The organism is Lysobacter sp. Root76 (assembly GCF_001428685.1).
Lineage (GTDB): Bacteria > Pseudomonadota > Gammaproteobacteria > Xanthomonadales > Xanthomonadaceae > Lysobacter.
Map to the genome: position 1 here is coordinate 160,935 of NZ_LMIK01000009.1, position 18,259 is coordinate 179,193.

An 18,259-nucleotide genomic window follows, 5' to 3' on the forward strand; every position below is an offset into this window, starting at 1 on the left:
TTTCCGGCAGGGCGGCGGCGCAGTTGACGCAAGTCACTGAATCGGCCATACTTTTGGGTCTGATTTTCCGCAATTGCATTTTTGCACCCAGTTCCATCACAGCTTTCAACCAAATTTTCCAGGAAACCACCCGTGGCAAACATCAAGTCCGCCAAGAAGCGCGCCAAGCAGACGGTCGTCCGCAATGCCCGTAACGCCAGCCAGCGTTCGATGCTGCGTACCGCCGTGAAGAAGGTGCTGAAGGCCCTCGGCGAGAACGACGCCGCCGGTGCCAAGTCCGCGTTCGACGTCGCTCAGCCGATCCTCGACCGTTTCAGCTCCCGTGGCCTGATCCACAAGAACAAGGCCGCGCGCCACAAGAGCCGCCTGACGGCTCGCATCAAGGCGCTGTCCGCCGCCTGATGCAGCGCTCGCGGCTACGGTCGCGACGGTCCGCGAAAACCCGGCTTCGGCCGGGTTTTTGCTTTTCCGGGTCGGGTGGGCCGCGGCACTCGCCGCTGCGGATGCGGACATGCGGCCGATCATCGGCCGCATCGGTGAAGCGATCGAGAAGTCGCGCACGCGCGGTCGTGCGCCCTCGCCCGTTGCGCCCGTAGCGGCGCGCGCGAATACGCATGGCGCGCGCTGCGCGCCGGATCGGATCGGATCGGAAAGTCGAGCCCGCGGCTCAGGGCGCATGGTCGCCGGCGGCGTTCGCGGCTTCCAGGGCTTCCTCGCGCTGACGGTCGAAGAACGCCATCACGTCGAGCATGATCGGCCAGGTGCCCTCGCGGCCGATCGCCGACACCAGGAACCAGCGGTCCTTCCAGCCCAGTTCGTCGATGACGGCCTGGGCCGCGGCCTGCTGCTCTTCTTCCAGCAGCAGGTCGGCCTTGTTGAGCACCAGCCAGCGCGGCTTGGCCAACAGTTCGGGATCGTGCTTGGCCAGTTCGCGCTCGATCGCGCGCACCTGCTCGGCCGGGCTCACGCCCTCGACCCCGCCTTCCATCGGCGCGATGTCGACCAGGTGCAGCAGCAGGCGCGTGCGCTGCAGGTGGCGCAGGAACTGCGCGCCCAGGCCGGCGCCGTCGGCCGCGCCTTCGATCAGGCCGGGAATGTCGGCGATGACGAAGCTGCGGTGCGCTTCGACGCTGACCACGCCCAGGTTCGGATACAGGGTGGTGAACGGATAGTCGGCGACCTTCGGCGTCGCCGCCGAGACCGCGCGGATCAGGGTGCTCTTGCCGGCGTTGGGAAAGCCCAGCAGGCCGACGTCGGCGAGCAGCTTGAGTTCGAGCTTGAGCTCGCGCTCTTCGCCCGGCAGGCCCGGCAGCGCCTTGCGCGGCGAGCGGTTGACCGAGCTCTTGAAATGCATGTTGCCCAGGCCGCCCTTGCCGCCGCGCGCGACCAGCAGGCGGTCGCCGCTCGCGGTCAGGTCGCCGATCACTTCGTCGGTTTCGACATTGGTGACCACGGTGCCGACCGGCACCACGATAACCAGATCGTCGCCGCCCTTGCCGTAGGCCTGGCGGCCCATGCCGTTCTCGCCGCGTTGGGCGCGGAACTGCTTCTGGTGGCGGAAATCGACCAGGGTGTTGACGTTCTCGTCGGCGACCAGCCAGACGCTGCCGCCGGCACCGCCGTCGCCGCCGTCCGGCCCGCCCAGCGGGATGAACTTCTCGCGACGGAAACCGACGCAGCCGTTACCGCCCTTGCCGGCGATGACCTGGATTTCTGCTTCGTCGACGAGTTTCATAGGAGCCGGGATTCGTGATTCGGGATTGGGGATTCGTAAAGCAAAAACACGTAGACCAGGGATTGTAGCGGGAGCGGGAAACCGGGTTTTCGCCGTTGCGAATCCCTAATCCCCCATCCCGAATCCCGGCCTTGAAACAAAAAGCCCCGCCGAAGCGGGGCCCTTCGCGAACCAGCGCTTCGGGATTAGCCGACGACGCTGACGGTGCGGCGCTTCTTCAGGCCCTTGACCGAGAACTCGACCTTGCCGTCGACCAGCGCGAACAAGGTGTGGTCACGGCCGAGGCCGACGCCGGCGCCCGGGTGGAACTGGGTGCCGCGCTGGCGCACGATGATGTTGCCGGCCTCGATGGCCTGGCCGCCGTAGATCTTCACGCCCAGGTACTTCGGGTTGGAGTCGCGGCCGTTGCGGGTAGAACCTACGCCCTTTTTATGTGCCATGGCTGCTGCTCCTTACTTGTTGTCACCACCGGCGATGCCGGTGATTTCGATTTCGGTGTAGTGCTGACGGTGGCCCATCTGCTTGCGATGGTGCTTACGACGGCGGAACTTGACGATGCGCACCTTGTCGGCGCGGCCGTGGCCGACGACCTTGGCGGTGACGCTGGCGCCCTTGAGCGCGTCGCCGAGTTTCACGCCTTCGCCATCGCCCAGCATCAGGACGGTGTCAAACTTGATCTCGCTGCCGGCTTCGACATCGAGCAGCTCGACGCGGAGCGTCTCGCCTTGCATCACGCGGTATTGCTTACCGCCGGTGACCAGTACTGCGTACATGACCGGTATTCCTCTGTAGTTATTTTGGTCGCTGCCGCACCCAAACGCGGGCGGACAGAAGCGGAATTGTAGGCGCTTCAGCTAGTTGGAGCAACTACCCCCTGCCCCGGAACCCGGGCCTGGCCGCCTGCCGCGGCCTTAACGCGTCTCATGTTGTATTGAAGACGCTGCGAAGGACCCCGTGGCAGGCCTATCCGCGCGGGGGACCGATTCATGTTCGAACATCTGCTGGACCAGGTCGCGAGCCGTTACGGCCTCAACCCGGACCAGGCCCTGCGCCTGCTGGCGGCCTGGAAGGACCGGATCTTCGACCCCGCGCGCGGCGGCCCGTCGGGCTTCGTGCAGGCCTTCCGGGCCCAGGGCCTGGAGGACCTGGCGGCGTCCTGGATCGCCCCCGGCCCCAACCGCCCCTTGACCGCGGACCAGCTGGAGCGGGTGTTCGGCGAGTCGGAGATCGCCGCCCTGGCCCGGATCCTGGACCTGCCGGCCGCGGCCGTGGCCAGCGCCTCGGCCGCGATCCTGCCCGAGGCGGTCGACAGCCTGGGCGAGGACGACCGCTGGCACGGCGGCCATGACCTGGGCCGCGAAGGCGAGTGGCCGGACCCGCAGGAGCCGGGATCCGGTTTCGAATCGTCGTGGCCGGGAGCGCTCGCAGCGGGATCGCCCGTAACAGGGTCGGCGGCGACCAGCTCCGACGAGCCGGTCGAACCCGCACCCATCGGCCTGCATCCGGTACGCGACACCGGCCCCAGTCCGTTCGCGGCCAGCGACGCCCCGCTCTACCGCGCCGAAGACGATCCGCTGCCGCGACCGCGGCATCGACATTCGTACTGGCGCCGCCTGTGGCCGTGGCTGTTGTTGTTCGCGCTGCTGGGGGCAATCGCGTTGCTGCTGCGCGGTTGAATGGGGCGATCGAACACCGCGATCGCGCCGGCTGACTATGCGCATCGCGACAGCCAGCGCGACGCAGTTCACACAATCGACATCGCATACGCATGCGCAGACGAGTGCACACAAAGTGTGCCTAACGCCTATTCGCGTTTGTGAACACGCCGGTTTTCGCCGGGAATTCGGCCTTGCGCGCGAACGCCACTTCAAGGTGCCAATACGTTACATGGCGCGTTACATATCGATGTATAGACCATGCCTGCTTTAGTCGTAGTGCGTGCCACTTGCGCACGTCGCCAGTGTTGAATTAGCTTGCCAACTGGCGCGCCGCAGGGGGTCGCGCCAGACGGAACACAGCAAGGATGCTGAGTCGCGACGCATTGCGCGCGAACACGGCAGGCCATGCCGGTTCCACCTACAGGGGCCCTCTGCATGCGACTGGAATCCTCCAGCCTTCCCGCGTTTCGCAGCGACGTCGCGACTATCGCGCTCGCATTTTTCCTGGACCGGCACGTCGCCGACCGACGCCTTGCCGGCCGGCACCTCAGCGACTTGCACGCCACCTGCTTGCACGCCACCGATCGGCACGCGCATTCGCTGCGCGCAACAGATTTTCCGCGTGTCGCAGTCACCGAGACAGTGCCGCGCGATCCTGCTTTCCACAGGTTCCACCACCCCATTACCGCGATTGCGCGCCGCCCCGGATGGGCGTCCGCGCGCAGCTCGCGCACCGAAGTCCCGCGGCGAGGAAAGATGCCATAGCCGCGGACCAGCGCCCGACGCCATCAGGGGATGCGCCGGGGATCATGAGCTACGAAATCAAGGATGTTTGTCATGACTCGCAAAGTACGTTCGATGAAATGGACCGCACTGGCCATCGCCACCGCGATCGTGGTCGCACCGGCGGCCTATTCCGGCGGCAAGTTGCCGACGGCCAACAAGACCAAGGTCTCGACCTTGTCCCCGCAGGCGGCGCAGTCGGCTAAGGAGCAGCCGGCCCAACACGACCGCTTCATCATCACTTTCAAGAGCTCGGCCAACGCCAAGAGCCTGGCCGCCACCCAGGTCGGCACGCAGCTGGCCAGCGCATCCAAGGCGCTGGGCCTGGGCATCGCGCCGATGCGCACGCTCGCCACCGGCAGCGCGCTGATCCGCACCGATCGCAAGCTCGACAGCGCCGCCAGCAAGGAGCTGATGATCGAGCTGATGAAGGATCCCAACGTGCTGGCGGTCGAACCCGACCGTCTGCGCCAGAAGCTGCTGGTCCCGAACGATCCGGGCTATGCCCAGCAGTGGCATTACAAGAACGGCCCCGGCGGCATCAACGCCGAACCGGCCTGGGACCTGAGCACGGGCAGCGGCGTGGTGGTCGCGGTGCTCGACACCGGCATCACCCCGCACGCCGATCTGGTCGGCAACCTGGTGGCCGGCTACGACTTCATCATCGATCCGGACGTCAGCGTCGACGGCGACGGCCGCGATGCCGATCCGAACGATCCGGGCGACTGGCACGACGGCGAGTGCAACATCTTCGGCATCCCCGAGGACAGCAGCTGGCACGGCACCCACACCGCCGGCACCGTCGCCGCCTCGACCAACAACGGCGTCGGCGTGGCCGGCGTCGCGTTCGGCGCCAAGGTCCAGCCGGTGCGCGTGCTGGGCAAGTGCGGCGGTTACGAGTCCGACATCATCGACGCGGTGACCTGGGCCTCCGGCGGCACCGTCGCCGGCGTGCCGGCCAACGCCACCCCGGCCGAGGTCATCAACCTCAGCCTCGGCGGCAGCGGCGCGTGTTCGGTGGCCGAACAGGCCGCGTACACCGCGGCGGCCGCGCGCGGCACCACGGTCGTGGTCGCTGCGGGCAACTCCTCGGCCGATGCGGCCGGCTACTCGCCGGCGAGCTGCAACGACGTGATCACCGTGTCCGCGGTCGGACCGACCGGCGCGCTGGCGGGTTACTCGAACTTCGGTGCCGTGGTCGACGTGGCCGCGCCCGGCGGTTCGGGCGTCACCCCGGCGGCCGACAACATCCTGTCGACCCTCAACCTGGGCCTGCAGGGCCAGGAAGGCGACGGCTACGCCTGGATGGCGGGCACCTCGATGGCGGCCCCGCACGTCGCCGGCGTGGTCGCGCTGATGCAGGCCGCCGCGGCCACGCCGAAGACCCCGGCGCAGATCAAGAAGATCCTCGAGAACACCGCCTACGCGTCCGGCGGCTTCGCGGGCGGCTGCAACTACGACAAGCCCTGCGGCGCCGGCATCATCGATGCCCGTTACGCGGTGGCCGTGGCCTCCGGTGCCGAACCGCTGCCGGCCGATCCGCCGCCGCCGCCGGCCCCGCCGCCGGCGATCGAGCTGTCCAACGGCGTCACCGTCACCGGCATCGAAGTGCTGGCCGGCGGCAACGTCCGTTACCAGCTGCTGGTGCCCAACGGCGCGTCCAACCTGCTGTTCGCCATGTACGGCGGCACCGGCGACGCCGACATCTACGTCAAGCGCGGCACCCCGCCGACCAACACCTCCTACGACTGCCGTCCGTTCAGTTCCGGCAACAACGAGAACTGCTTCTTCCCGGCACCGCAGGGCGGCATCTGGTACGTGACGATCAAGGGCTTCAGCAACTCGGCCGGCGTGTCCTTGTACCCGAGCTTCACCGACGCCAACTGGCCGCGCGCGGTCGAGGCCGAGGCGACCCCGCTCACCAACCACCGCACCCGCGTCGATCTGACCTGGCTCAAGGGCAAGCGCAACATCGACGTCTACCGTAACGGCGCGATCCTCAAGACCGTGCGCAACAACGGCGCCACCACCGATACCTTCCGGATCATCGGTACCGGCACCATGAGCTACAAGCTGTGCAACAACGGTACGCAGGAATGCGCCGACCCGGTGGAGATCGAGTACGCCTCCGCCAAGCGCTGATCGCAGCGTGCAACACGGAGGGCCCGGTACGCCGGGCCCTCCGCTACCGGAGCGGAGCGACCGCCTTCGCGGCTACGCCCGCCGTCCGTCGTTTTCTACGTAACGCCCTGGAGCCTGCATGCATCCACGCCCCATTCTTCCGCGCCGGCATCGCACCGGCGCCTTGCTGCTGACCCTGGCCTGCGTCGCCGGCCTGGCCGGCTGCAACCGCGGCCCCGCCGGCGCCGATGCCGAGGCGGCCAAGACCGCCGCGGCCGCACCGGTGCCGCGCTACGAGGCCAAGCTCAGCCTGGTCAACAACAACGGCAGCCTGCGCTACGACGGCAACGTCGACAGCGAGGCCACCAAGCAGGCGGTGATCGCCGCGCTTGCCCATGCCTACGGCGCCGAGAAAGTGTCCGGCGACCTCGCCGTCGATCGCTACGCGCGTCCGGCCGCCTGGGCCGCCAACCTGCCCAAGTTCGTCGCCGCCTTCACCCAGCCCGGCGCCGCGGTCAGTTTCGAAGGCCAGCGCATCCAGCTGTCCGGCCAGGTCGCCGAGGCCGACCGCGCCGCGCTGCTGGAACAGGCGCGCACGCTCTATCCCGGCTACGCCTACACCGGCCTGTTCGAAGGCGTGGGCGCGGCGCCGGCCAATGCCGCCCTGGCCTCGCTCGGGGACCAGGCCAGCGCCGCCGAGGTGGTCAAGGCGCTGAACCAGACCCCGATCGCGTTCGAAGGCGACAGCGCGCGCATCGCCGCGGGCAGCCTGGACGCGCTCAGCGATGCGGCCCAGGCGATCCAGTCCGCGCCGGCGCAGACCCGGGTCGAGATCTATGGCCCGGCCGGCGGCAGCGGCGTGGCCGAGGACGACCTGGCCCTGTCCAAGCAGCGCGCCGAGGCGGTCAAGGTGCTGCTGATCGTGAACGGCGTCAGTCCGGGCGCGATCGAAACCAAGCCCTCCGGGCCCGACGGCGGCCGCGGCATCAGCTTCAAGCTCGTCAAATGACCCGGCGGCCGGCCTCGCAGCGGCCGCCGCCGATTACGTAACCGGCCTCTCTCCAGGCCCTCGCCGGCGATCGGTTTGCGCCGGCGTTTTTTTGGCGGTGGGAATACCCGATTCGCGCAGAAGCCAGTCCCCTGCCCCCATTTCAAAGGGAGGGAACCGCAGAGCCATGGCGGCCCCTGCCGCCTCCGTTTGGCTTCCCTGCTGAGGGGCCAGCCCGCTTATCCGCAACGAAACCCACCGTCGCGATCGAGCCTGCGACGACGCCCCGCACGGCCCTTCCGTTCCGGGGATTTGCCCCCATGTTCCCCACTCGCTACGCTCTTCTGTTCGCCGTCGCCTCGCGCGCCGGCCGCCCTCCCCCATTGCAGGCAAACGATGGCGCTGGATTTCATCCGCATCCGCGGCGCGCGGACGCACAACCTCAAGAACATCGACCTCGATCTTCCGCGCGACAAGCTGATCGTGATCACCGGCTTGTCCGGCTCCGGCAAGTCGTCGCTGGCGTTCGACACCATCTACGCCGAAGGTCAGCGTCGTTACGTCGAGTCGCTGTCGGCTTATGCCCGGCAGTTCCTCAGCGTGATGGAAAAGCCCGACGTCGACCACATCGAAGGCCTGTCGCCGGCGATCTCGATCGAGCAGAAGTCGACCTCGCACAACCCGCGTTCGACCGTCGGCACGATCACCGAGATCTACGACTACCTGCGCCTGCTGTACGCGCGCGTCGGCTCGCCGCGTTGCCCGGACCATCACTACCCGCTGGAAGCGCAGACGGTCAGCCAGATGGTCGACCAGGTCATCGCCCTGGACCCGGAGCAACGCTACATGCTGCTGGCGCCGGTGGTGCGCGAGCGCAAGGGCGAGCACGCGCAGATCTTCGAGCAGCTGCGCGCACAGGGTTACGTGCGCGTGCGCGTGGACGGCGCGCTGTACGAGATCGACGCGGTGCCGCCGCTGGCGCTGCGGGTCAAGCACACCATCGAAGCGGTGATCGACCGCTTCAAGCCGCGCGAGGACATCAAGCAGCGCCTGACCGAGTCGTTCGAAACCGCGCTCAAGCTCGGCGACGGCATGGCCCAGGTGATGTCGCTGGACAACGCCGACGCCGCGCCGCTGCTGTTCTCGTCCAAGTACAGCTGCCCGGTCTGCGACTACTCGCTGCCCGAGCTGGAACCGCGCCTGTTCTCGTTCAACTCGCCGGTCGGCGCCTGCCCGACCTGCGACGGCCTGGGCGTGGCCCAGTTCTTCGACCCCTCGCGCGTGGTCGTGCATCCGGAGCTGTCGCTGTCGGCCGGCGCGGTGCGCGGCTGGGACCGCCGCAACGCCTACTACTTCCAGTTGATCCAGTCGCTGGCCAAGCACTACAAGTTCGACGTCGACGCGCCGTGGCAGTCGCTGGCGGAGAAGGCGCGCAACGCCGTGCTGTACGGCAGCGGCGACGAGCAGATCAACTTCAGCTACATCACCGAGAACGGCGGCCGCAGCCAGCGCAAGCACCGCTTCGAGGGCATCGTGCCCAACCTGGAGCGCCGCTACCGCGAGACCGAATCGGCCGCGGTGCGCGAAGAGCTGGCCAAGTACATCAGCGAACGCGCCTGCACCGAATGCGGCGGCGCGCGCCTGAACCGCGCCGCGCGCAACGTGTTCGTGGCCGAACGGCCGCTGCCTGAGCTGGTGGTGCTGCCGGTCGACGAGGCGCTGAACTTCTTCAAGTCGCTCAATCTGCCCGGCTGGCGCGGCGAGATCGCGGTCAAGATCGTCAAGGAGATCGCCGACCGCCTGCGCTTCCTGGTCGACGTCGGCCTGGATTACCTGACCCTGGAACGCAAGGCCGATTCGCTGTCCGGCGGCGAAGCCCAGCGCATCCGCCTGGCCAGCCAGATCGGCGCCGGCCTGGTCGGCGTGATGTACGTGCTCGACGAGCCCTCGATCGGCCTGCACCAGCGCGACAACGAGCGCCTGCTCGGCACCCTGACCCGCCTGCGCGATCTGGGCAACACCGTGATCGTGGTCGAACACGACGAGGACGCGATCCGCCTGGCCGACTACATCGTCGACATCGGGCCCGGTGCCGGCGTGCACGGCGGCGAGATCGTCGCCCAGGGCCTGTTCCCCGACATCCTCAAGGCGCCGCGTTCGCTGACCGGCCAGTACCTCAGCGGCAAGCGCCGGATCGAGATCCCCAAGAACCGCCACAAGCCCAACCCCAAGACCAGCCTGCATCTGCGCGGCGCCACTGGCAACAACCTCAAGGACGTCGACCTGACGATCCCGTCGGGGCTGTTCACCTGCGTCACCGGCGTGTCCGGCTCGGGCAAGTCGACCCTGATCAACGACACGCTGTTCGCGATCGCGGCCAACGAGCTCAACGGCGCCTCGCACACGCCGGCGCCGTACAAGGCGGTCGAGAACATGGAGCTGTTCGACAAGGTGGTCGACATCGACCAGTCGCCGATCGGACGCACGCCGCGTTCCAATCCGGCCACCTATACCGGCCTGTTCACGCCGCTGCGCGAACTGTTCGCGCAGGTGCCCGAAGCGCGTTCGCGCGGCTATTCGCCGGGCCGCTTCAGCTTCAACGTGCGCGGCGGCCGCTGCGAGGCCTGCCAGGGCGACGGCCTGATCAAGGTCGAGATGCACTTCCTGCCGGACGTGTACGTGCCCTGCGACGTCTGCGGCGGCAAGCGCTACAACCGCGAAACCCTGGAGATCCTCTACAAGGGCTACAACATCAACGACGTGCTGGAAATGACGGTCGAGGATGCGCTGGGTCTGTTCGAGGCGATCCCGGCGATCTCGCGCAAGCTGGAAACGCTGATGGACGTCGGCCTGAGCTACATCAAGCTCGGCCAGAGCGCGACCACTCTCTCGGGCGGCGAGGCCCAGCGAGTCAAGCTGTCGAAGGAACTCTCGCGCCGCGACACCGGGCGTACGCTGTACATCCTGGACGAGCCGACCACCGGCCTGCACTTCCACGACATCGAGCACCTGCTGGCGGTGCTGCACCGCCTGCGCGACGACGGCAACACCGTGGTCGTGATCGAGCACAATCTGGACGTGATCAAGACCGCCGACTGGGTCATCGACCTGGGCCCGGAAGGCGGCCACCGCGGCGGCAGCATCCTCGCCACCGGCACGCCGGAGCAGATCGCCGCGCTGCCGCATTCGCATACCGGCCACTTCCTGGCGCCGCTGCTGGGCATGGGCCCGGCCGCACGCGAGTCTAAGCCGGCGCGCAAACCGCCCGCCGCCAAGGCTCCGGCCAAGGCCAAGAAGAAGTCCGCCGCATGACCGAAGCCACCGATACCGCCGGCGACGTGCTGTTCCGCATGCCGATCGCGCTGCGCTGGCGCGACCTGGATGCGTTCAACCACGTCAACAATTCCAACTTCCTGACCTACCTCGAGGAAAGCCGCATCCGCTGGTTCGCGAGCTGGGGCGGCGAATGGGTCAACGACGAGATCGCGCCGCTGCTGGCGGCGGTGCAGCTCAACTACCGGCTGCCGATCCCGTACCCGTCCGAGGTCGTGGTGGAACTGTTCGCGCAGCGCGTGGGCAGCACCAGCATGACCATCGGTCACCGCATCGTGTCCGAGGACGGCAGCGCGCTGTACTGCGACGGCCACGTGGTCGTGGTCTGGATCGACCGCGCCAGCGGCCGTCCGGTGCCGCTGCCGGCGGCGGTGCTGGAAGCGATCAAGCGCTGAGCAGGCGCGGTGCGGCGATGTGGTCGCCGCACCCATCCATCGCGACGCCGTAGGGTGCGGTGACAACCGCACCGATCGGAATCGAGAAGCCCGCGCCCCCAAGATCGGCGTGCAGGGCGGACACGTAGCGCGATAAGGATTCACAGACGAGTGGCGTCGATCACGGCCTGCACGAATTCGCCGGGCGCTTCCTGCGGCGGGTTGTGGCCGATGCCTCCGCTGAAGGTACGGTGCTCGTACTTGCCGATGAACTTGCCGGCATAGGCCTCGGGCTTCGGGTGCGGCGCACCGTTGGCATCGCCTTCGATGGTGATCGTCGGCACGGCGATCGCCGGGGCCTCCGCCAGGCGTTGTTCCAGCGCGGCATACTTCGGCTCGCCTTCGGCCAGGCCCAGGCGCCAGCGGTAGTTGTGCACGACGACGGCGACGTGGTCCGGGTTGTCGAGCGCGACGGCGCTGCGCTCGAACGTGGCATCGTCGAACTTCCACTGCGGCGACGCCAGTTGCCAGATCTGTTTGGCGAAGTCGTGCGTGTACTGCGCATAGCCCGCCTGGCCGCGCTCGGTGGCGAAGTAGTACTGGTACCACCACTGCAATTCCGCCTGTGGCGGCAGCGGCTTGCGGCCCGCCTCCTGGCTGCTGATCAGGTAGCCGCTGACCGATACCAGCGCCTTGACGCGCTCCGGCCACACGGCCGCGACGATGTCGGCCGTGCGTGCGCCCCAATCGTAGCCGGCCAGCGTCGCGCGATGGATCTTCAGCGCGTCCATCAAGGCCACGATATCGGAGGCCAGCGCGGCGGGTTCGCCGTTGCGCGGCGTATCGGGCGAAAGGAAACGCGTGCTCCCGTAGCCGCGCAGGTGCGGCACGATCACGCGATAGCCCCGCGCGGCCAATCGCGGCGCGACCTCGGCGTAGCTATCGATGCCGTACGGCCAGCCGTGCAGCAGGATCACCACTTCGCCGCGCGACGGCCCCAGTTCGGCGTAGCCGATGCGCAGGTCGCCGGCATCGACGTGTTTGTCGGCCACCAAGGCCGCGGGCAAGGCCGCGCCGGCCGGCGCGGGTTCCGGCGTAGCGGCGACGGCGGCGCCGGCCAACAGCAGTTGCGTGGCGAACAGCCATGGGGCGAGGCGCGGTCTGCGGCGCGCAGCGGAAAGGAATGAAGCGAGAGCGGTAAACATGGGTGGGTCCTCCAACGCGTTGGAAATCGGGAAGCGGAACGAAGCGTGCGTGCTAGATCAGATAGCCGCCGTCGAAGGTCAGGCTGGTCGGCGATGGGGTCATTGCGCGCCTGAGGCGTATCGCCCATGTGTTTGGCCAACCGTGGATTCGTCAGCCAATGACGCCAATCCGCCCCCCGACACATTCGGATACAAAGCGGGCAGGTAGCACCTGCTCGCAGTCCATGAGGTCCGCGAGATTCACTTGCACATCAGAAATGGGCTCTGCCAGGGGGAACGACGCCCTGGGAGCTATCTCTAGACATCTGGGTCGACCGCGTCGGCGGCCGTCCGGTGGCGGTGTCGGCAGCGATCAAGCGCTGAACATGCGCGGAGCGGTGGTCACCGCACCCTAAGCTTCGCGACACCGTAAGCCGCGGTGGCAACCGCAGAAATCGGGACCGGGCCGGCGGCTCCCGGATCGAAACGCGCGCCGCGCCTCAGGGCTTGCGCGCTTCCAGTTCACCGCGCAGCACGCCGCCGTCCTTGAGCGCGAACTCGACCACGACCTTGCTGCCCGGCTTCAGCGGCGCGTGCGGCTGCATCAGCATCAGGTGCATGCCGCCGGGCTTGAGGGTGGCCGCGGCGTCGGGCGCGATGCGCAGTTCCGGCAGCGCGCGCATGCGGCTGACGCCGTCGACGATGCGGGTCTCGTGCAGAGAGCTGTCGCCGAAGGCCGGGCTGCTGACGCCGACGATGACGATCGGCTGCGGGCAGCGGTTCTCGATCCGGCCGAAGCCGGCCATCATCGGCATCTGCGCCGGCGGCAGCCGGACCCAGCCGTCGACGAGGCGCGCGGCGCAACCGCGGGCCAGCGCCGGCGGGGCGGCGCACAAAGCGGGAATCAGGGCCAGCAGCAGGGCCGGAACGAGGACGGCGGTGCGGTAGCGGAGCGGCTTCATCGGCCTATGATAGCGCTTGAAGTTTCCGTCCCGAACCGCCGCGCAAGGAGCCTCCCCATGAGCCTAGTCACCGCCACTCCCCACGGCGAGATCGTCGAACTGCAGCTGACCCGCGCGCCAGTCAATGCGCTCAACCCAGCCTTGTGCCAGGAGCTGCGCGGCGCGCTCGCCGATGCGATCGGCAACGGCGCCCAGGGCATCGTCCTGGCGGGCGGGCCGAAAGTGTTCTCGGCCGGCCTCGACGTGCCGCACCTGCTGTCGCTGGGCGAAGACCGGCATGCGCTGATGGCGGCGTGGCAGGCCTTCTTCGACACCGCGCTGGCGCTGGCCGCCAGCCCGGTGCCGGTAGTGGCCGCGATGGCCGGGCACGCCCCTGCCGGCGGCTGCGTGCTGGCGCTGTGTTGCGACTACCGGATCATGGCCTCCGGCCCGTTCCGGATCGGCCTCAACGAAACCCAGGTCGGCCTGGTCGCGCCGGAAGGCATCCAGCGCCTGATGCGGCGCGTGGTCGGCACCTACCGCGCCGAGCGCCTGCTGGTCGCGGGCGAAATGCTGGAGGCCGAGCAGGCGCTGCAGGCGGGCCTGGTCGACGAGCTGACCGACATCGACGATGTCGCCACGCGTGCCCGGGTCTGGCTGGAACAGCTGTTGGCGTTGCCGCGCCACGCCATGCTGCAGACGCGCTCGATCGCGCGCGCCGACCTGATCGAGGCGCTGCAACCGGAGTACATCCACCTGCAGCGCTTCATCGAAGCCTGGTATCAGCCTTCGACGCAGGCGGCGTTGCAGGCATTGGTCGCGCGGCTGGGCAAGTAAGACGCGCCTGCCCGTTCGCGACGTCCTCTTGGAGCGTCGCCCGCGTCCTGTGGGAGCGGCGTGAGCCGCGATCCGGCAACGACGCAGCATCGTCCGCGAAACGCGGCACGCATGCGTTGGTCGGTTGCGGCGCTACGACGCGGATGCGAAGCGATCGGCTGCCGCGCGATCGCGGCTCACGCTGCTCCCACAACAGCTTGCAGCGCGCGCTTGGACGCGCTCAGCCGTATGACCTCAAGCCTCGCCCGTCGCCACCGGGCGCGAGGGATCGTCGACCCAACCGCTCCACGAGCCGGTGAACAAGCCCGCGCCGCGCAGGCCCGCGTGCTCCATGGCCAGCAGGTGATGGCAGGCGGTGACGCCGGAGCCGCACATCACCACGGTCTGCTGCGGCAGGTAGTCGCCCATCACCGCGGCGAAACCTTCCACCAGTTCGGCGGCCGGCTTGAAGCGGCCTTGCTGCAGGTTCTGCGCATAGGGGCGGTTGCGAGCGCCCGGCACGTGGCCCGCGACGCGATCCAGGGGCTCGACTTCGCCGCGGAAGCGCTCGGCCGCGCGCGCGTCGATCAACAGCCCGCCCGCGTCGAGATGCGCGCGCACCGCGTCGGCGTCGAGCAAGCGGTTCTGATCGAAACTGCCGGGATAACGCGTCGGCTGCGGTGTCGGCAGCGCGTCGTCGGTCGGCAGGCCGAGCTCGCTCCAGCGTTGCCAGCCGCCGTCGAGCACGGCCACGCGCCGGTGGCCGAGCAGACGCAGCAGCGCCCACAACCGCGCCGCGGCCAGCGCGCCGTCGCCGTGGTCGTAGGCCACGACCTGGTCCTCCGGCGACACGCCCCAGCGTTCCAGCGCGGCGGTGAAATCCGCGGCCTCGGGCCAGGGATGGCGGCCGGCGTTGCGCTTGCGGTGATCGGACAGGTCGTGATCCAGGTGCGCGTAGCGCGCGCCCGGGATATGCGACTGCGCGTAGGCCGCCGCACCCGCGTCGGGATCGGCGAGGCCGGCGCGCGCGTCGATCACGACCAGGCCGTCGCGGCCGAGTTGCGCGGCCAAGTCTTCGGCCGACACCAAGGTGGTCCAGTCCATCATGCGATCGCCTCCAGTCGTTGCCGCAGGTTCAACAGCATGGACGCGGTCGCGCCCCAGATGCGCTGGTCCGGATAACGGAACTCCAGCACCTGTCGCGCGCGGCCGCGGTAGTCGAGCGTGTGCGCGTCCAGGTTGGACGGGTCCATCAGATAGGCCAGCGACACTTCGAATACGTCGGCGACTTCGTTCGGGTCCGGCCGCGCCACGTAGTCGCTGTCGACGATCGCCACCACCGGCAGCACGCGGTAGCCGGTGATGGTCGCGAGCGGATCCAGATAGCCCAGCGGCGCGATCTGCGCCGGCATCAGGCCGATCTCCTCGCCGGTTTCGCGGATCGCCGCGGCGACCGCATCGGCGTCGTCGGACTCGATGCGGCCGCCCGGGAAGCTCACCTGGCCGCCATGTTGGCGCAGCGCGTCGGTGCGGCGCGTGAGCAGCACGCGGGTGCCGTCCTCGCGCGGCACCAGGCCGACCAGGACCGCGGCGCGCGCGGGCTCGGCGGCCTCGGGCAGCAGGCCGTGCAGTTCGTCCAGGTTCCAGGCGGCGCCGGCGGGCTCGATCGCGAGCGGATACAAGGCATCGCGCAGCCGCGGATAGTCGGGCGGATAAAGGGGCGGCAGCGCGTTCACCGGCTGCGCGACACGCGTTCGGGCAGCACGTGTTCCATCAGCCGCAGGCGCTCGTCGTCGTTCATCTGCGACCAGCGCGCGATCTCGGCGCTGGTGCGGTGACAGCCCTCGCACAGGCCCTGCTCATCCAGCGAGCAAACGCCGATGCAGGGACTGAGGACCGCCCGGAATTGGAAATTCATTTCGCCACACCACCAAGCCGCGCAGCCTCGCGCGGCCGTCAGGGCGGCCCGCAGGCCGCATCGCACCGGCCGGGGCCGGGTTCAACGCCTCGCCGGCGACGCCGGCGGGTGAGTCCCAAAACTACGCCGGCCAAGCCGGTGGACTGCTCAAAAAAGTTGCGCCCGCAGAGCCGGCGCAACCTGACGACTCACTGATCGGCTTACTTGGTGCTGATCAGCTTGATTTCGAACTGCACCGCCACGTTCGGCGGGAACGGCGTGCGCGGATCGGCGCCGTAGGCGGCGGCCGGCGGCAGGGTCACTTCCCACTTCGAGCCGGTCGGCATCTGCAGCAGCACTTCGCGCATCGCCTGCATTTCGATCTCGCTGACCTTGATGGCCGGGATCGCCTGCGGCGGACGCGCCGTGGCCGGACGCTCGCCCCAAGCGTAGGGGCCGGCGACTTCCAGCTGCACGGTGTTGGTCTGGGTCGGCTTGGCGCCGGTGCCGGCTTCGATCACGCGGTACTGCACGCCGCTGGGCAAGGTCTTCACGCCGGCCTTGGCCTTGTTCTGGGCCAGGTAGGTGTCGCTCTTGGTCTTGTTCTCGGCGGCGGCCTTTTCCCACTCGGCCTTGGCCTTGGCCTGCTGGCGCTGCTGCATGTTCTGCACGGCGGTGCGCAGCTGGTCGACCGCGACGGCCGGCTGCTTCTTGCCGTAGCCGTCCTGCAGACCCTTGATGATGGTGTTCACATCGACCTGCTCGCCGCTTTCGATGGCGTTACGGCCCAGGTCGTAGCCCAGCGCGTAGCTCAGCTTGCCTTTCTCGGACGAAGTGTCCTGCGCGACGGCGTTGCCGGCGGTCAGAGCCAGGGCCGCGACAGCGGCAGCAATCAAACGCAACTTCATTCGTTGGAATCTCCGGTAATGACACGGGGCGGTTTGGACCGCCCCGACGATAAGGCCCAGTGGGTCGAATACGCCCAGATGGACGGGGTAGGATAGCGGCCGCAGAGCTTAACCGCCACTGACATCCAGGGCTCAGACCCCGCGCAAGCGCCGGAGTTCCGTCGCAGCAACCGGTTCAGGCCCCTCCCCCGCACCTATTCATACGACCCCACCCATGTCCTCATCGCCCCTGCTGACCACCGATCGCGGCGCCGTGCGCGTGATCGCCGTCAACCGCCCCGACAAGCTGAACGCGCTGAACGCGCAGACCCTGGACGCGCTGTACCAGGCCTTCGAGGCCGCGGCCGCCGACCCGGCGGTGCGCTGCGTGGTCCTGACCGGCTCCGGCCCCAAGGCCTTCGTGGCCGGCGCCGACATCTCGGAAATGAACGGCCTGACCCCGGTCCAGGGCCGCGATTTCTCGTTGCGCGGGCAGAAGCTGATGCGCCGGATCGAGAAAATGCCCAAGCCGGTGATCGCGATGGTCAACGGCTTCGCCCTCGGCGGCGGCCTGGAACTGGCGATGGGCTGCCACCTGCGCATCGCCGCCGACACCGCCAAGGTCGGCCAGCCCGAGATCAACCTCGGCCTGATCCCGGGTTTCGGCGGCACCCAGCGCCTGCTGCGCCTGGCCGGGCGCGCCGCGACCCTGGAACTGTGCCTGGTCGGCACGCCGATCGACGCCGAACGCGCGCGCCAGCTCGGCATCGTCAACCGCGTGGTCGCGGCGGCCGAACTGGAAGCCGAAACCTTCAAGCTCGCCGAGCAGCTGGCCGCGGCCGCGCCGCTGGCGCTGCGCGGCGTGCTCGACTGCGTCGCGGTCGGCGGCGAATGCGGGATCGAGGAAGGCCTGGAATACGAGACCGCGCAGTTCGGCCTGATGTTCGCGACCGACGACATGCGCGAAGGCACCGGCGCGTTCCTGGAACGCCGCAAGCCGGTGTTCTCCGGCACGTGAGCGCGGCGGCGCCCTGCCGCTGCGGCTGCGCGCGCGCCGACGGCGCCGCGGCGCACGCGATCGTGGCCGCGCTGGCCGCGGACGATCTCGATCGCGCGCTGGCGCTGGGTTTGCTCGACGCCGCGGCCTGCAGCGCATGCACGCCGGATTGCACGGCGATGCTGATCGACGCACGCGTGGCGCGCAGCAAGGCGCTGGCCGCGCGCGCACGCTATCGCGCCCGCAACGCGCGCCTGGCGCAGCGCGCGCAGGAGCGCGCGGCGCAACGCGCGGGCGCTCGCGCGCCTGAGGCCGCGACGCGCGACGGCGCCATGACCCCGGCCGCCGAGCCGTCACGCCCGACGCTGCCGTCCGCGGCAGCGGCCGCGCTGGCGCGCGCCAAGGCCAAAGCCGCGGAGCGCAACAAGTCGTGAGTCGAGTCGGCAAGAACGCTACGGCCGTCGCGAAACGTCGCCCGGGCCCGAAGACAACCGCGGCCGGCGAAAAACCGGCGGCTGCCAAGCCCAAGGCCGCGAAGGGCCCCG

16 protein-coding genes and 1 pseudogene are annotated in these 18,259 nt (G+C 68.9%); 9 read left to right on the top strand and 8 right to left on the bottom strand.

Annotated features, from left to right (window positions below; all coding sequences use genetic code 11):
- Window positions 1–132: 132 nt before the first annotated feature.
- On the top strand, window positions 133–402 hold the full coding sequence (gene rpsT, locus ASE10_RS17970; RefSeq protein ID WP_055910472.1) for a 30S ribosomal protein S20: 270 nt from the start codon (window positions 133–135) through the stop codon (window positions 400–402).
- Window positions 403–667: 265 nt separating this feature from the next.
- Here the strand turns inward: rpsT and cgtA are convergent, their stop codons facing one another.
- The 3 genes from cgtA to rplU all read right to left on the bottom strand — a co-directional run bounded on the left by cgtA (window position 668) and on the right by rplU (window position 2,508).
- Window positions 668–1,735: an Obg family GTPase CgtA gene (gene cgtA / locus ASE10_RS17975; protein WP_055910475.1), complete on the bottom strand. Its 1,068-nt coding sequence runs from the start codon at window positions 1,733–1,735 to the stop codon at window positions 668–670.
- Between the two features lie 185 nt (window positions 1,736–1,920).
- A complete protein-coding gene (gene rpmA / locus ASE10_RS17980) occupies window positions 1,921–2,175 on the bottom strand; it encodes a 50S ribosomal protein L27 (protein ID WP_055910477.1) in 255 nt (84 codons plus the stop codon).
- 12 nt (window positions 2,176–2,187) lie between these two features.
- The gene (rplU, locus tag ASE10_RS17985; protein WP_036113830.1) at window positions 2,188–2,508 is read right to left on the bottom strand and encodes a 50S ribosomal protein L21; all 321 of its coding nucleotides are present in this window, start codon (window positions 2,506–2,508) and stop codon (window positions 2,188–2,190) included.
- 213 nt (window positions 2,509–2,721) lie between these two features.
- Between rplU and ASE10_RS17990 the strand changes: the two genes are divergently transcribed.
- From ASE10_RS17990 to ASE10_RS18010, 5 genes are all read left to right on the top strand, one after another.
- Window positions 2,722–3,411 carry a YidB family protein gene (locus ASE10_RS17990; RefSeq protein WP_055910479.1) on the top strand — a complete coding sequence of 230 codons (690 nt, stop codon included), beginning with the start codon at window positions 2,722–2,724 and terminating at the stop codon, window positions 3,409–3,411.
- Window positions 3,412–4,230: 819 nt separating this feature from the next.
- A complete protein-coding gene (locus ASE10_RS17995) occupies window positions 4,231–6,318 on the top strand; it encodes a S8 family peptidase (protein ID WP_162250487.1) in 2,088 nt (695 codons plus the stop codon).
- Between the two features lie 118 nt (window positions 6,319–6,436).
- Entirely contained in the window at window positions 6,437–7,306 is an 870-nt protein-coding gene (locus ASE10_RS18000; RefSeq protein ID WP_082559961.1) for an OmpA family protein, read from the top strand.
- 375 nt (window positions 7,307–7,681) lie between these two features.
- Window positions 7,682–10,597, top strand: coding sequence for an excinuclease ABC subunit UvrA (gene uvrA / locus ASE10_RS18005; protein WP_055910484.1), 2,916 nt, complete (start codon window positions 7,682–7,684; stop codon window positions 10,595–10,597).
- The gene (locus ASE10_RS18010) at window positions 10,594–11,013 is read left to right on the top strand and encodes a thioesterase family protein (RefSeq protein WP_055910487.1); all 420 of its coding nucleotides are present in this window, start codon (window positions 10,594–10,596) and stop codon (window positions 11,011–11,013) included. The genes uvrA and ASE10_RS18010 overlap by 4 nt, the downstream gene beginning before the upstream one ends.
- Window positions 11,014–11,153: 140 nt before the next feature.
- Here ASE10_RS18010 and ASE10_RS18015 read toward each other — a convergent pair whose 3' ends face one another.
- Both ASE10_RS18015 and ASE10_RS18020 read right to left on the bottom strand, forming a co-directional pair.
- On the bottom strand, window positions 11,154–12,197 hold the full coding sequence (locus tag ASE10_RS18015) for an alpha/beta hydrolase (RefSeq protein ID WP_082559962.1): 1,044 nt from the start codon (window positions 12,195–12,197) through the stop codon (window positions 11,154–11,156).
- 479 nt (window positions 12,198–12,676) lie between these two features.
- Complete coding sequence (locus ASE10_RS18020; RefSeq protein ID WP_082559963.1) at window positions 12,677–13,138, bottom strand: copper chaperone PCu(A)C; 462 nt, start codon at window positions 13,136–13,138, stop codon at window positions 12,677–12,679.
- Window positions 13,139–13,195: 57 nt separating this feature from the next.
- Between ASE10_RS18020 and ASE10_RS18025 the strand changes: the two genes are divergently transcribed.
- Window positions 13,196–13,954: an enoyl-CoA hydratase/isomerase family protein gene (locus ASE10_RS18025; RefSeq protein WP_055910488.1), complete on the top strand. Its 759-nt coding sequence runs from the start codon at window positions 13,196–13,198 to the stop codon at window positions 13,952–13,954.
- 234 nt (window positions 13,955–14,188) lie between these two features.
- On the opposite strand, the gene ASE10_RS18030 is transcribed toward ASE10_RS18025, so the two are convergent.
- The 3 genes and pseudogenes from ASE10_RS18030 to ASE10_RS18045 all read right to left on the bottom strand — a co-directional run bounded on the left by ASE10_RS18030 (window position 14,189) and on the right by ASE10_RS18045 (window position 16,738).
- A complete protein-coding gene (locus ASE10_RS18030; protein ID WP_055910491.1) occupies window positions 14,189–15,040 on the bottom strand; it encodes a sulfurtransferase in 852 nt (283 codons plus the stop codon).
- Window positions 15,037–15,851: pseudogene (locus tag ASE10_RS18035) on the bottom strand (DUF1289 domain-containing protein). The gene ASE10_RS18030 and the pseudogene ASE10_RS18035 overlap by 4 nt, the downstream one beginning before the upstream one ends.
- Window positions 15,852–16,051: 200 nt before the next feature.
- Window positions 16,052–16,738, bottom strand: a complete 687-nt coding sequence (locus ASE10_RS18045; protein WP_055910501.1) for an FKBP-type peptidyl-prolyl cis-trans isomerase N-terminal domain-containing protein — start codon at window positions 16,736–16,738, stop codon at window positions 16,052–16,054.
- 214 nt (window positions 16,739–16,952) lie between these two features.
- On the opposite strand from ASE10_RS18045, the gene ASE10_RS18050 reads away from it, so the two are divergent.
- Window positions 16,953–17,735 (top strand): enoyl-CoA hydratase-related protein, encoded by a 783-nt coding sequence (locus ASE10_RS18050; protein WP_055910503.1) that lies wholly within the window; start codon window positions 16,953–16,955, stop codon window positions 17,733–17,735.
- A 59-nt stretch (window positions 17,736–17,794) separates the two neighbouring features.
- Complete coding sequence (locus tag ASE10_RS18055) at window positions 17,795–18,148, top strand: hypothetical protein (protein ID WP_082559974.1); 354 nt, start codon at window positions 17,795–17,797, stop codon at window positions 18,146–18,148.
- Window positions 18,149–18,259 lie beyond the last annotated feature (111 nt).

What these genes read in the sequence shown, in the direction of transcription:
- ASE10_RS18015 (WP_082559962.1), bottom strand. Translation starts at nt 12,197, where the DNA reads ATGTTTACCGCTCTCGCTTCATTCCTTTCCGCTGCGCGCCGCAGACCG.
- ASE10_RS18025 (WP_055910488.1), top strand. Translation starts at nt 13,196, where the DNA reads ATGAGCCTAGTCACCGCCACTCCCCACGGCGAGATCGTCGAACTGCAG.
- ASE10_RS17990 (WP_055910479.1), top strand. Translation starts at nt 2,722, where the DNA reads ATGTTCGAACATCTGCTGGACCAGGTCGCGAGCCGTTACGGCCTCAAC.
- rpmA (WP_055910477.1), bottom strand. Translation starts at nt 2,175, where the DNA reads ATGGCACATAAAAAGGGCGTAGGTTCTACCCGCAACGGCCGCGACTCC.
- ASE10_RS18020 (WP_082559963.1), bottom strand. Translation starts at nt 13,138, where the DNA reads ATGAAGCCGCTCCGCTACCGCACCGCCGTCCTCGTTCCGGCCCTGCTG.
- cgtA (WP_055910475.1), bottom strand. Translation starts at nt 1,735, where the DNA reads ATGAAACTCGTCGACGAAGCAGAAATCCAGGTCATCGCCGGCAAGGGC.
- ASE10_RS18045 (WP_055910501.1), bottom strand. Translation starts at nt 16,738, where the DNA reads ATGAAGTTGCGTTTGATTGCTGCCGCTGTCGCGGCCCTGGCTCTGACC.
- ASE10_RS17995 (WP_162250487.1), top strand. Translation starts at nt 4,231, where the DNA reads ATGACTCGCAAAGTACGTTCGATGAAATGGACCGCACTGGCCATCGCC.
- ASE10_RS18000 (WP_082559961.1), top strand. Translation starts at nt 6,437, where the DNA reads ATGCATCCACGCCCCATTCTTCCGCGCCGGCATCGCACCGGCGCCTTG.
- uvrA (WP_055910484.1), top strand. Translation starts at nt 7,682, where the DNA reads ATGGCGCTGGATTTCATCCGCATCCGCGGCGCGCGGACGCACAACCTC.
- ASE10_RS18050 (WP_055910503.1), top strand. Translation starts at nt 16,953, where the DNA reads ATGTCCTCATCGCCCCTGCTGACCACCGATCGCGGCGCCGTGCGCGTG.
- ASE10_RS18010 (WP_055910487.1), top strand. Translation starts at nt 10,594, where the DNA reads ATGACCGAAGCCACCGATACCGCCGGCGACGTGCTGTTCCGCATGCCG.
- rplU (WP_036113830.1), bottom strand. Translation starts at nt 2,508, where the DNA reads ATGTACGCAGTACTGGTCACCGGCGGTAAGCAATACCGCGTGATGCAA.
- ASE10_RS18030 (WP_055910491.1), bottom strand. Translation starts at nt 15,040, where the DNA reads ATGATGGACTGGACCACCTTGGTGTCGGCCGAAGACTTGGCCGCGCAA.